A 13,374-nucleotide genomic window follows, 5' to 3' on the forward strand; every position below is an offset into this window, starting at 1 on the left:
TCCCTTCCATTAATGATCTGACTGCTGAATCGTCATTGCGAAAATATGCATAAATGGATTATCTTGAAAGCGAATTTCATCAAAAACTACTTTTTGCGAAAAGGTGAGCGAATCAAGCCAAAGATTTGATGTCAAATGATGATTAATGCCGGATACCGTATGAATATAATCAAATGCATATGCCGCTCGATCATGAAATGCTGGTTCACGTTCAATCACATCCGTTAATGAAAGCCGAGTCTCACAGACAACGTTCCCCTCTCGTAATAATGAAATCTCTTCGTAAAGATTGCCATTGGATGAACAGCCAACGACATGAAGCGCTTCTGCTTCAAGTGGCGGAAAACGAAGAGACTGTCCCTCTAATTCAATATTGTCTCCTTGATCTTGATATATGAACTGAAAAGGAATCCCTTCGATAATAGGATCTTGCACGTTCATGATTAACTCAGCCGGCAAAGAAGCTCCGCCAATTGTTAATTGGCCTTTGTCATATTCATTTTGATATGTGATGCCTCTGTTATTGACATAATCATGAAGAGAGAGAGTTTGATAGGTCTTCATTTTGAATCACCTCTTTTAGTTCTGTGAGCAGGCTGGTCTCCACTTCTAATGTTTTTTGAAACCGATTCGCCGTCCTGTCTATCATACTGCGAGGATTTTTACTGAGCCCTACTCTAGCCGTAAAATTGGCGAGCACTGTCCAGCTTTGATAAGCATCTTCAAACGCTTGAATAAGGGGATGTAAAAGCTCATTTTCATAAGAAGATAAGAATGTCACCATATGTTTTCTGGAGTTGGCCACATCTTTTAATCCTTCAAAATAAACATTGTCTAATAAATTACCATTTTCATTGTCTTTGATACTATCAATATAATCCTTTTGAATGACTGAAATAGCACCTAGCCCTGTGACAGCTCCAGGCAAATCAAAATGCGGCGGTGCTCCTTCTAAGATGGAAGCATGCTCCTTTAATATCACCAGCACATCCGGTTCTTTCTGAAGTTCCACATGTTTGATCCACTTATAACGATTCTCGGTTCGAGGTGTATGTTCATATACAGAGCGGGCAGCTTTCATCAAATGGTCTTTACTCAATGTGCCATGATAGGAGTAAGCATGGTCACTGACCACTGCATGATCATCATTTACCTCAAGTACTTCCAATGTGTGATATCCATGTTCTCTTTCGTAAAATGGACAGTACGGTAATTCAAATATATCTAAGGAAACAGAGACAGTCCCTGCGCTTGGATGCTGTTTAAACACACGGTTGATATAGAGGTCTAATTCCTCTTCCGTGTAAAAAATTTCTTCTAAATGAATGCCATTATGATGGAGAATATCCTCACGAAAATGTTTAAAGGAACCGATTAAAACAAATCCTTTGTCTTGAGGTCTATAAACAAGGCCTGCCTGCCTCCAAACCCTATCAATTTCAATCCCTTTTCTAAGAAGCATGGCTGCAATCGTTAATTGAGAACAGTTTAAATAATTGTTCCGGTAAATAGGTGCTGCAGTAGCCACATATGTCTCCTCCTTTTTCTGGCCATCATACCCAGCGATTTTTTAACGGGATAATGCCCAGCTCTTTTTTCGCAATCACTTCTTTTAATAAATCTTCAGAAGGCGGATGAAATTTTGCCGCTTTCACATCTCGGCTTAAACGCTCAAGCAAAGATCCTTGCTGTAATGAAGAAAAACCCTCGACCTGAGAAGCTAGCTGTACGATTTCTTCTGCTGCTTGCGTAACAACAAGTTTTGTAATCAGCGTCTTCGTATACAAATCACTTGTGTAATGATTTTGTTTCTTTTCTTGATCTGCTTGCTGAGCGCAGGCCATAAGCTGAGAATGTGCAACATCTAATTTAATTTTCATATCTGCAATACGAAATTGCTGGCCTGGTAAAAAGGCTGATTTTTTCTTGGAAATTCGATCATTTCTTTTATATGCCATACCGAGGGCATGTTCATATGCTGATTTTGCAATGCCATAATAAACAGCTGTAACAGCTAGACGAAACCAATAGATTAAATTTTCAGTATCTTCTATTGCGTAGCCTTCCCGCCCGATGAGCTGATGATCGGGTATAAACACTTGGTCAAAATGAATGTGATGACTCATCGATGCTCTCATGCCCGAATAATTCCACGATTCCTCAATTGCAGCGCCTTCACTCGGTAATGTCATTAAGAGCGCAGTCATTCCATATTGAGATGTGCAAGACGACGGCGCATACTGACAATAAATCGGTAAATATTTAATGCGCGGTGCACCAGTCACTGTGAATTTAGTTCCACTCACAAGATATCCGCCATCTGTTTTCTCTGCGGTAATGGTCGGAATCCCGTCCATTTGCTTACGCTGATAAATAAAAATCACATTCGGATCGCTAACAGAAGCGATTAGTTCTCCTGAACGCCGAATATCTTCAAAAATTGCGGCCTGCTGCTCACTTGTAAGCACTTCAGAAAATGCGCCGAGCGAATAGTAATGCATCGCCATAATGAGTCCTGTCGACGCGCACCCTTTAGATATGTGTGACAAAAGAGTCACCGTTTCTTCAAATCCATATCCAAGACCCCCGTCTTGTTGCGGCATATTGGCGACATGTAATCCACAATTAATCAGCTCGTCTAGATTTTGATGCGGGAACTGAAATTCATCATCAAGCTGACGCGCTCTTTCCGAAAATTGCAAAACAAGACGATCAATCGTTTCTTGTCGTAGCTCCGTCAGTGTCATATTCATCCCTCCTTTGTCTAAAGAATAATCTATTTTGTTTCAATAAAAGATCATCCGGGGTCCCTCTCTCTCGAATGACATAATCGTTTCCATCAAACAAAAGCAGCTCTAGCGGAGAAGAATGACCTAAAAATAAGGTTGGACTGTAGCAAAGTCCATATGCCCCTGATTTCTCAATACAAAGAAGATCACCTACATCGCCTTGCGGAAGCTCTACCTGCCGGCCAATTAAATCTTCCGGAGTACATAGTGGACCAACAATCGATTGTTTCACTACAGCCGAGGGCTTGCTAGAAGGTTTAATGAGCCGCATCGGATAATTATTGCGGAGCAGCCTGCCTCTAAACGTCATCGCTTGATGATGATGCATTCCTCCATCTGCAATTAAAAACGTCTGTCCTTTTGATTCTTTTACATATTGTATAGTTGTTAAATAAACACCACATTCCGCTAAAAGGAATCTCCCCATCTCAATAATAAATCTCGGAAATTCCAGCTCAGCTTCGTACGCTCGAATCAATTCCGCTACGTTTTGAAATAACCGTTCGGCATTTAGTGGTGTCTCATGCTGAAAATACGGAATACCAAACCCGCCGCCTAAATCAACCATCTGGCATGTTAGTCCATATTCTTTCTTGATTCGAACAGCTGTATTGAGCGTGTATTCAAACGATGATAAAAGCGATGTTTCATCAAGAACTTGAGTTCCCAAATACATATGAATCCCTTTAAATACGAGCGAATGATCATACTTCTGAAATAGGTCAAATACGTCCTTCAGTTTGGATTCATCTATCCCAAATGGACTTGGAACTCCGCCCATTTTGATTTTTGCTCGTGACTCAATGGATTCAGGATTAATCCGAATGCCTACTGATGCCTGTTTATCCTGATGCTTTGCAGACTCAGCGATATAAATAAGCTCTTCCTTTGATTCTGCGATAATACAATAGATCTCATGCTGGATCGCGACATCGATCTCTTGCTTCCGCTTACCAGGGCCAGAAAAAATGATTTGCTCCGGGGAATAACCTGCTTTTACAGCCATAAGGAGCTCTCCTGCAGAAGCCACTTCTATACCAGCCCCAAAAGACTGTAACAATGACGCAATCGAGACATTTCCATTGGACTTAAATGAAAAGAACACCTCAGCTGATTGATGGAGCCATGCTGTAATGTGATCATAGTGATCTTTCAATGCATCTCCATCGTATACATACATCGGCGTCCCATAACCATTCGCTTTCTCTAAGAGCGTAGAGTCATTTTTCGGCAAATTCTCTCCCCCTTTCTGCTGAAAAATCCATATCATCAAACTTTGTCAGCATATGAATCTGCTTGTCCTTCTTCATATGGTAAAACAATATAAACAGTCGATAGTGCCACATATCATCCGCTCTCGTTTTACCGAAAGTATAAATAAAAAACCCACCATCTTCTCCCGGATCGAGTGCTTCTGTTACCTCCGTTAACACATCTTCAAACGGCAGGTCGGCACTGCATGAGAATCTTTTAAAGCGGCTTTCAATATATTCGTAGGTTGAAAAAAAACGACAAATGATTGGGAGTAAATAAGTAACCTGCGTGAACCGGGCATTTATTTCAATAATCGGTATGAGCTGTTCATTTATATCAATGATCGAATCAACGCCAACCACGCCACGATACCCTTCTTCATATAGAAGCTCTATGATTCGATGCATGCTTACTTCATATTCACGTTTTTTGTCCTGTTCATAAATAGGCGCAAAATCGGTCCCTAAGTAGATGCCGTCCTCATTAATTTTCTGTTCTGTAATTGAAAGTAAGTGTGATCCTTCCTCTTGAATGAGCAATTGAGCATTTAAAGATCGCTTAATCGGATGCCACCCTTCTAAGAGAAGGTCTGTTTGGATTTTTCTTCTTTCAATAAAGGTCACTAGCTGCTTGAATTCTCTCTCGTTTTTTAAAATACGAAGTCCCTTACCAGATGATCCATAAGGTATTTTCAGAACCATTTTTGAGAAATGATTCGCCCTTAATTCTTCATACGTCTGTTTTAACTCGTCAGTATTTTGACAAACAGCACCACACGTGACGGTAAACTGATGTTCTTTTGCCCATTTTCTAGTCGAAATCTTATGATTGAATCGCTTTACGAGTGTTGAATTTGAGCCATAAATCTTTCTTTTTTCAAGCGACGATGCTTGTTCAACCGATTCATCTAAAAGATAAGGTACAATGAGTCCCTTTAATTTCAAGGCATCTTCTTTTTGAACCATATGCGGAAGCTTGACACCTTGCTTTTCCAAATAGGCTAAAAAAGCAGATTCAGGCTGATGATGCATGATGACATGATGATCCTTAGAAGCAATTAAAAGCAGTTGTTGTTCTTGCTGAAGAACCAGTTCATTTTGAACATGGTCTGTCATAACAGGTAAAGCCTTTGTTTGATCCCAGCTTTGTTCTTGATTCATATTCCCAAACCATATGACGTCGTTTCTTCCCTTAAAATCAAATAGCGCTGCCGGATCTTTCATCACACTACTCCTTATGAACAGAATGCTTTTGTATTTCTAAAGACCGATTAATGTGAAAGAATCTTTTACGGATGGGCTGATTCCAGGTATGAACGACATCATTTGCATCCAGTACTTCGGATAAATAAGCAAGTGATTCAGGCTGAAGTGCATCCATGACAAGATCAGGAATCGTATGAGGAAAGACTTCATTCACATAATGCAAAGCAAAATAGACCATCTTTTCAAAGCCATACGCTTTCGTTCGACGGACAAACAACTCCACATCCAATAGGTCTTCTCTCATAAACATCCCATATATATCAAGTAACTTATAAAGCAGTAAATCTTTCATTGACTCGACTTCATTTAAATAAATCGCCTCTTTGTAAAAATGAATACATAAGAAAATCAGCATATCCTCTTCTTTTAATGACCATACAAGGTGCTCGTCAACAGACGTTTGAATTCGTCTAGACAGCATTTCTTGGACAATTGAATCTGTCCGGTTTCCTGTCATGAGGTCAACTGAAAACTGAACATCGATTTTATGACAGTCGATAAAGCGGCATTCTGGTGTAGGTTTCATGTAGGTGTAGGTTTGATGTGAGTTCATGATGAGGTAAAGAATGTCTTTTCGTTTCGCAGGTGTGACTGTCTCCGTTTCATAATTCCAAGAACCTTGAATATAGCCTAATTCTTTTAATACATGTCCAGTTTCTTGCAGCTGATCTTGTGAGATAAAGAGATCGTTGTCCCCAAATAAGCGAAGCCCTATATCGCCGTATGCCCACTGACCAATCACACTTCCTTTTACAATGGCATACTCAATTCCTTTTTGATCAAGTGCTTGGAATAACTGATCGTTTAACTTGATATTGTCTCGTGCCGTTTCTAATTGCCCCTTATACATAATCTCTAATGACTTTAAAAAATAAGTTGCTTTAAAATCTTTTCTTAAATGAATGGCGTAACGTTTAATATTTTTCCATGCAATACCGGCTGTCCGGTGAACATGCAGCATTCCAAGAATGACATTCCAGTCTTGCTGCTGATATAGAAGCTCCTGCATCTCTTCTATCTGGCTGTCTTCTAAAAAAGGATCAGATAAAATGAGGGCTGTGTGCTCTTCTTGAGTCAGATTACTTTGCAGCATATTGACCCTCCTTTATATGAAGCATTTCATCCGGCCAATTCTTTCGATTTCGACCGTATGTTTGTAAAAATACTTGCACCCATCGATCGATACCAAATGCGGCACAACCTGAATAAAGCGGCATATCATCTTCTCCCTTGATTTGGAACCTTTCACAAAGCATCTCTCCACAGTCGTTAAATGAAGCGATCGAAACGTCTTTCTTTTCTGTCACAGCTACTAACTCATATTTGCTGTTCGCCATTAATTGATAATTCGCTTTATCCATATCATCATAAAAGAAAAAGGGATCATTTGCGGTGGTGACCTTTCCACTAAGGCCAAGCTGATGAAAACATTGCCATGTGTGTTCAAGAAGTGTTTTTCTCGTTTCATTGATGTACTCGTTATCACCGATAAAGACAATTTCACGCATACTAAATTCTAGTTTCCTTAGTGGATCTACTTTCCAAGAAATTTCATGTCTAAAACACTGCCCCGCTGCTGTCATCATTTGATTGTCTGTATAGGTATTCCCTTCCCATTCCTCGTAGCAATGATAACAAATGCACGGTTGTAAAAATCGGCCTGCTTGCTGGAAGTGTTCAGGAAGAAAACCATGATGCTTTTCTCGAATGTCATCAATAACCTGGTAATCATGAGGTATTTCAAAGACAGAATAAATATTTTGCGGAAAATTCGTATGGTATTTACACTTTTCCATTAATTCTTTACTCATCGTAGAAGGGTATCTTCTTAATTTGGCTCCAAGTGAAGCCCCCATATTTAAGAATAATTGATCAAAATAGTGTGCGAGTTCCATTTCAATTTCATCGTAGAAGGTTCTCTTTTGGTCATCCCCGCTTAGTTTCGAATGAACAGGCTCACTTTTTAAATGAATATTTGATTTCATTTCCTTTTCACGAAACCTCCGCAGTTGAGCTACATTTGACGATAACTTTAAAAACGCAGCTGATATTGCCTCTGCATCTCCCGTATGATCGACTGTTACTTCAATAACAGATTCCTCTTCAAGAAGATCAACGTGCAAAATATGGGCTGATAGAAAAGAAACTCTTTCCACAAAATCCGGTATCATTGTATCTTCTAGCGCATCTGGTAAAGGCAGCTGAAGGGTTCTCAACTAAATTCCTCCCTTTTCATTGATCACTTCTGGTGCTTCTAATGGTTGTAAAACTTTATTAAGATAGTCATAAATTGGCTCCCACAGATGTACATCACATAACTCAATCGCCGATGGATGGCTATCTTGAACTGCCAGCCCCCACCTCGCCTTCTTCAGCAGCAGTCTGTCATTATGACCATTTCCAAAAGCAATCACACGATTTAAATCACTTTCTCCAAAACAATCTAATAAATGTTGCCCAAGCATATCTGCCTTACAAATTCCTTTCGGGGATATCACTTGTGCATTTAAAAACTGGGCATCCGCAACATCACAATGATAATCTCTTAATAGATGAGCGATATCTATTTTTACTTTCGGTAAAATAAATAGTTTTGTCACACGGTCAAATTTGAATTCTTTCTGATGACCTACCTCTATTTTTTCTCGTGGAAATGTGTAAAGCATGCAATATTTCAACTTAGCGCTTTTACTTGATGCCACATGCTTCCCGTGTGATTCAATGACAAATTCAGCTTGACCATCAAGTGATGAAATGACCTGCTGGCATATAGCAGCATCTAGATATTGTTTCACGTCAAATGTTTTCTTTTGATGGTGACAAATCACATTTCCATCATTTAGCAAAACATCATGATGAAATAAATCGAGTAAAGATGGATCTAAGTTCAAAGAGAAGAAAGAATCATAGGTTCTGCCTGTGACAATAATTGAAATAATGCCTCTTTGGCGCAGCATGTTCACTGCGCCATGGACATCACCAATAAGCCTGCCTCTGTCATCAATTAATGTTCCATCCAAGTCAAAAGCGGCAAATTTTATCTCGCAAAGATTTAGTTCTGCTTCCACTGATCACACCTTTTTCAGCTCAGCATTTGCTACATATTCATTGAATAGACGTAATGACTCTGAATCTACTTGTCCAATTGGAGGGCTTTTGAATAAGAACGGGCAGACGTCATGTATGACACCGCTGTGATTCATGTCTTTAGCTGCTTTTGCTACACGCATTGCGTTAGCGATAACACCAGCTGAATTCGGAGAATCTTCTACTTGTAAACGGATTTCAAGCGAAATGTCTGAATCTAAAACAGAATTTCCTTCCAATCGCAGGAAGCAGACTTTATGATCCCCTAAGTAGCTGACATAGCCATTTGGACCTGCTGCCACTTCGCTGGCATCAATACCAGAGGCAAATAATGCTTTTCTCTTCGATTTTTGTTTACTCGTTGATCTCATTGGGTTGGCAAGGTTTAAAAAGTCTGTATTGCCTCCGACATTCAATTGATACGTATTGGTAATGTCAATCCCTCGGGATTTTAATAGCTCAATTAACGCTGTATGCAGTGTTGTGGCACCTAAATGACTTCTTAAGTCATCTCCAAGGAGCGGTGTATTCGACTCTTCAAACATTTTGACAAATTCAGGATCATTTGCCACCGGTTCAGGTGTCGCATTAATAAAGGCAGTTTGCGCGTGTGCACACGCCTCTGCATATACTCGAACAGCTTCAAATGAACCAGTCGGTAAGAAGCAGACTAGTACATCTGCCTGAACGTCCTTTAATCTTTGCGTCACATCATGTGTGTTCATTTTTAATGAATGTTCATGCGGCTGAATGCAGTTGGACAAATCTCCTTCAAGACCATCACATAAAGGACCTGCTTCAACGGGTACTTGGAAAAACGGAACATCAATATGTTTTACTGCAGCCGTTGGTTTAGTAAAAATAGCCTCTGATAAGTCTTTTCCTACTTTATTTTGATCTACTTCAAAAGCTGCAACAAATTCCACATCAGACAAGTGATAACCTCCAATGACATCATGCATAACACCGGAGAGCGTATCCATCTTTTCCTTTGCCAATTCTACAAATTGAACGATACTTGAAGCGCATGATCCTACTCCTGCAATTGCTACGCGAACTTTTGTCATTTTTATAACCCCTTTTTTTAGAATTTATAGAGCCAATTTTCGCTTTTGACGAGATTGAAAGATATACCATTCCTGATAACCTAGTTCCTTCAGAGTCTGTTTTACTTTCAGCCAATCATCTGCTACTCGGGCTGGCTGATGTGCATCTGAGCCAAACGTGACATCCACACCGTAAAATTTGGCTCGCTCTAATAGATCCAATGATGGATACCAGCCGCCGCAGTCTTTTGTTTTGCCAGAGGTATTCACTTCAATGACAGAACCACTCTCCGCAATTGCTTGCAGTGCATCATCGACAGCTTCTGTTTTGACATGAGCAATCTGTGGATAAAAACCTTTTAAGGCGTCAATATGGCCTAAAACGTCGAACATTTGACTCTCAGCAGACATTTTAATTAACTCGTAATACGTTTCTTTTTCAATGATGGCTTGTTGCTCTGTGATTCGTTCCCACCGTTTCCGGTTAAATAGGTCATATCCATTACTGACATGAACCGAGCCAATGATATAATCAAATGGATAATGTCGATACACGTCTCGGTAAAGGGCCTCGTGTTCTGGAAAATAGTCAGATTCGACACCTAACAGCACGTGAATTTTTCCGTCATATTCCTTTTTCAACTGCAGGACTTCCTCTATATATGATTGAAATTCACTTTTAGCCATCGCTACCCAGGGTTTAAAGTGGTCAGCCTCTTCACCAAAGAACGGGGAGTGATCTGATATTCCAATAAAATCCAGACCTAATTTGACAGCCTCATCGATATATTCTCTGATGTTCCCTTCCGCATGACCACAGCGTTGATGATGTGTGTGCAGATCAAATTTCATGCAATTTTTACTCCTCTACATGGCAGTATAGCCGCCGTCAACCATCAAATTTTCTCCTGTAATAAAACTCGCTTCCTCTGAAAGAAGGAAGATGACAGCAGATGCGATCTCTTCTGGATCAGCGGTTCGTTTCAACATGTGCATCCCGCCAATATCAGGATGCTGATTTGCTTGCTCTCTTGTCAATCCAAGCTCTTCTAAATGGAACCGCTCGTTATTTTTGTTCCACACCGTGCCTGGATTCACTGCGTTTACACGAATACCTGCATCCGCCAAATCCATTGCCATGCACCGCGTCATATTGACAACAGCTGCTTTTGTCGCGTTATATGTTAAATATTTTGGCTGGGCAATGTGGCCTGAAATAGATGCAATATTTACAATCGATCCTTTTCCTATTTTCTCCATGTAAGGCGCAGTATGTTTGACACAAAGCGCTTGTCCCATAATATTCAAATCCATGATGCGCCGCCATTCTTCAACGGTTGCTTCAAGACCCCGCATGATAAAAACGGCTGCACAATTCACCAGCATGTCAATTTTCCCAAAATGATTGGCTGTTTTTTCGATCATTGAAACAATTGATGCTTCATCAGCAATATCAGCCTCTATAAACAAAACATCATATCCATTTGCTTTGAGCTGTTTTTCTGCTGCAATTCCGTAATCTTCATGGTGATCAGCAATGGCGACTTGTGCACCTTCTTGTGCGGCTCGTTCTGCGACCGCATATCCAATCCCCTGAGCTCCGCCTGTCACAATAACCGTCTTTCCTTTCATACCTCGCATGTAGCTGCCTCCTCTTACCACTGAAGTCTTTGACCGTCTCTCAATAATTCTCCTGTTGGTCCATCTCGGGGCAGCTGTGCCGCCCACACGATTCCTGATGCACCTTCCTGTATGGTTTTAACAGCCTCAGATGTCCCCATGTCCGTTTGTACCCAGCCAGGACATACTGCGTTCGCAAGGATAGAATAGGGTGCTCCCTCTAAAGCTGTGACTTTTGTGAGAACATGCAGCGCCGCTTTTGACATCCGGTAGTAAGGACCGCTTTTTCCGTCACGCCTGACATCGCCTGAAGCGTAGATCGCAGAGAGCCTTCCCATACCGCTAGATACATTGACAATTCGTCCATATCCAGCCTCTTTCATGTAAGGGAAAACGGCCTTGGTCATTCTGACTGCACCATACACATTCACATTCATCGTTTCTTGGAGTGTCGATACAGGAAGATCTAGAAAAGATGGAAATGTATGATCCTTTATGTTGTCATGAAAGACACCGGCATTATTAATGAGCACATCCACTCTCCCGAACGAATCTTTCATAAATGCCGAGAAACATTCAACCGATTCTTCATTTGTTACATCCAGCTGAAATGGCACAACATGCTCAGTCATTTCAGACGCAGCTATTTTGGCACTTTCAAGCTGCCGTGCAGTTAAAATAACAAGTATTCCACACTGCGCAAGCTGTCTGCATACTTCTTTGCCTATGCCCCTATTTCCGCCAGTGACAACAGCGACCTTCATATTCTCATCTCCTTTTGGAGATACCAATCTTCCTTCAGCTGGTTCGATGCAGATTCTAGTGCTTCGAAAGACCAATCAATATACCAGTTTAGTAAGTGAGGTGTATAGGTATGAAGCAGTGTTAAATACCGCTCTGTTGGAATATATAAAAGTCTGATAAAAGCAGATATTGAACGCCATTCATATTCGGATAAGTCATCTGCATATGCCATTAAAAATTGAATCGTTTTCACAATATCTAGTTGAAACGTTCCTCTCTTGATTCTCGTTAACAAAAAAGCAGATATTGCTGCATCATATACCCGCGGTCTATAGCCTGCTGTATCAAAGTCAAGAACCATGGCAAGCTTTTTGTTACGAATTAACAGGTTGCCAGAATGAAAGTCACCATGTGTAACAGCATGAGGTAATGCTTCATATATACTAGGGTTTAGCAGCGTGATGATATTCATTAGCTCCCGTTCATACACTTTGAGCAAAGCAGCAGACTTTTTAGAAGAAACAACCTTTTTTAGGGCGTAAGCCGTCTTGCCGAGCGTTTCGTCCGGAGAAGTAATCCAGTTCTTCAATTCGCAGTTTGGATTCACAGGTCCTTTCGGTAAGTTCTTCAATGAATGGAGCTGTTTTAAGACCCGGATGGCTTCTTGTTCATCTGAACGATTTCCCATTTCATATGGTCTTCCTTCGAAATAGGGCCGCAGCTGCCAAAAGTGTTCTTTGAATAAAATGGTCTTACGACGGTCTTTTGCTTCCATCATAGGTTGAATCGGGAAGCCATGATCAAGCAGAGCATCTGTTAATTCCTCTAAATATTGAAGCCACTCCGCATCATGATTTCTCGCACATTTTTTTAAGACAAAACGGTTTTTGATCGTTTCAACAAGCCATCCTTCATTAGGGCTTCTTCCGTTTAAAGGTGTTAAACGAATCGGCTGTTCCGAAAACCAATATTTTAGGACATTATTAGCATCATCTAATGTCGTCATGTCCTCACCCCTTTTTCTCAAGGTTTTTGATTTTCATTAACACTTGATCTGCCTCGTCCCGTTTGTCTATGCGCAAGCATTTCACATGAGATTGTTCTTTTAATTTGTGAAAAAGCTTTTCGTTTTGATGAATCACCTCTGGATAGACTTGAAAGGCATATGAGAAAAATTGGAGCGCGTTCCCCATTCGCTCCTTATTTCCATTCCAAAGTTTCTCCCTTGTGATGAGCCGTTTGAATGTCCTTTTCATGAGACGGGGGAATGTCTGTCTTCTCTTTATATCAAGCCAAATGATCGTATCAGCATATTCAGCCAATATGTGGTGAACAGATGAATATTGACCATCAACGACCCATTTCTTTTGTTTGACAATTTCATGGACGTTATCGATAAACACCGACTTATCTGTTTTTTTCCAGTTCGCTTGCCAAAATAGGGCATCGAGCTCATAGTGAGGTAACGTTAACTCCTGCTTCAATTGATGTGCAAGGGTTGTTTTTCCAGATCCAGGCGGACCGACAATCCAAATTCGCTGGCTAGCTCCTTTATTGTTCAAGTTGTTC

General features: G+C 40.6%; 14 protein-coding genes. All 14 read right to left on the reverse strand.

Annotation, left to right across the window (positions count from 1 at the left end; all coding sequences use genetic code 11):
- Positions 1–9: 9 nt before the first annotated feature.
- The 14 genes from MHI60_RS18390 to MHI60_RS18455 are packed head-to-tail and all read right to left on the reverse strand — an operon-like array spanning position 10 to position 13,367.
- A complete protein-coding gene (locus tag MHI60_RS18390; protein WP_095408532.1) occupies positions 10–564 on the reverse strand; it encodes a hypothetical protein in 555 nt (184 codons plus the stop codon).
- Entirely contained in the window at positions 533–1,528 is a 996-nt protein-coding gene (locus MHI60_RS18395) for a hypothetical protein (RefSeq protein ID WP_144485255.1), read from the reverse strand. The genes MHI60_RS18390 and MHI60_RS18395 overlap by 32 nt, the downstream gene beginning before the upstream one ends.
- Before the next feature lie 25 nt (positions 1,529–1,553).
- Positions 1,554–2,747: an acyl-CoA dehydrogenase family protein gene (locus tag MHI60_RS18400; protein ID WP_186437329.1), complete on the reverse strand. Its 1,194-nt coding sequence runs from the start codon at positions 2,745–2,747 to the stop codon at positions 1,554–1,556.
- On the reverse strand, positions 2,713–4,023 hold the full coding sequence (locus MHI60_RS18405) for a hypothetical protein (protein WP_186437328.1): 1,311 nt from the start codon (positions 4,021–4,023) through the stop codon (positions 2,713–2,715). The genes MHI60_RS18400 and MHI60_RS18405 overlap by 35 nt, the downstream gene beginning before the upstream one ends.
- Positions 4,010–5,266: an ATP-grasp domain-containing protein gene (locus MHI60_RS18410; protein ID WP_144485249.1), complete on the reverse strand. Its 1,257-nt coding sequence runs from the start codon at positions 5,264–5,266 to the stop codon at positions 4,010–4,012. Before MHI60_RS18410 ends, MHI60_RS18405 begins: the two co-directional genes overlap by 14 nt.
- Before the next feature lie 4 nt (positions 5,267–5,270).
- A complete protein-coding gene (locus MHI60_RS18415) occupies positions 5,271–6,401 on the reverse strand; it encodes a nucleotidyltransferase family protein (RefSeq protein WP_144485246.1) in 1,131 nt (376 codons plus the stop codon).
- A complete protein-coding gene (locus MHI60_RS18420; protein ID WP_144470546.1) occupies positions 6,388–7,524 on the reverse strand; it encodes an aminoacyl--tRNA ligase-related protein in 1,137 nt (378 codons plus the stop codon). Before MHI60_RS18420 ends, MHI60_RS18415 begins: the two co-directional genes overlap by 14 nt.
- A complete protein-coding gene (locus MHI60_RS18425) occupies positions 7,525–8,376 on the reverse strand; it encodes an HAD hydrolase family protein (protein ID WP_144485244.1) in 852 nt (283 codons plus the stop codon).
- Between the two features lie 3 nt (positions 8,377–8,379).
- Entirely contained in the window at positions 8,380–9,462 is a 1,083-nt protein-coding gene (locus MHI60_RS18430; RefSeq protein WP_034281869.1) for a myo-inositol-1-phosphate synthase, read from the reverse strand.
- Positions 9,463–9,486: 24 nt separating this feature from the next.
- Positions 9,487–10,293 (reverse strand): histidinol-phosphatase, encoded by an 807-nt coding sequence (locus MHI60_RS18435; protein ID WP_144485242.1) that lies wholly within the window; start codon positions 10,291–10,293, stop codon positions 9,487–9,489.
- Between the two features lie 15 nt (positions 10,294–10,308).
- Positions 10,309–11,082 (reverse strand): SDR family oxidoreductase, encoded by a 774-nt coding sequence (locus MHI60_RS18440; protein WP_095408522.1) that lies wholly within the window; start codon positions 11,080–11,082, stop codon positions 10,309–10,311.
- A 14-nt stretch (positions 11,083–11,096) separates the two neighbouring features.
- Entirely contained in the window at positions 11,097–11,825 is a 729-nt protein-coding gene (locus tag MHI60_RS18445) for an SDR family NAD(P)-dependent oxidoreductase (RefSeq protein ID WP_144485240.1), read from the reverse strand.
- Positions 11,822–12,811, reverse strand: coding sequence for a phosphotransferase (locus tag MHI60_RS18450; protein WP_144470536.1), 990 nt, complete (start codon positions 12,809–12,811; stop codon positions 11,822–11,824). The genes MHI60_RS18445 and MHI60_RS18450 overlap by 4 nt, the downstream gene beginning before the upstream one ends.
- A gap of 4 nt (positions 12,812–12,815) precedes the next feature.
- Positions 12,816–13,367, reverse strand: coding sequence for an AAA family ATPase (locus MHI60_RS18455; protein ID WP_095408519.1), 552 nt, complete (start codon positions 13,365–13,367; stop codon positions 12,816–12,818).
- Positions 13,368–13,374 lie beyond the last annotated feature (7 nt).

Origin of the sequence: Bacillus sp. FSL K6-3200 (genome assembly GCF_038630485.1) — a bacterium.
GTDB classification, from domain to species: Bacteria; Bacillota; Bacilli; order Bacillales; family Bacillaceae; genus Bacillus; species Bacillus safensis.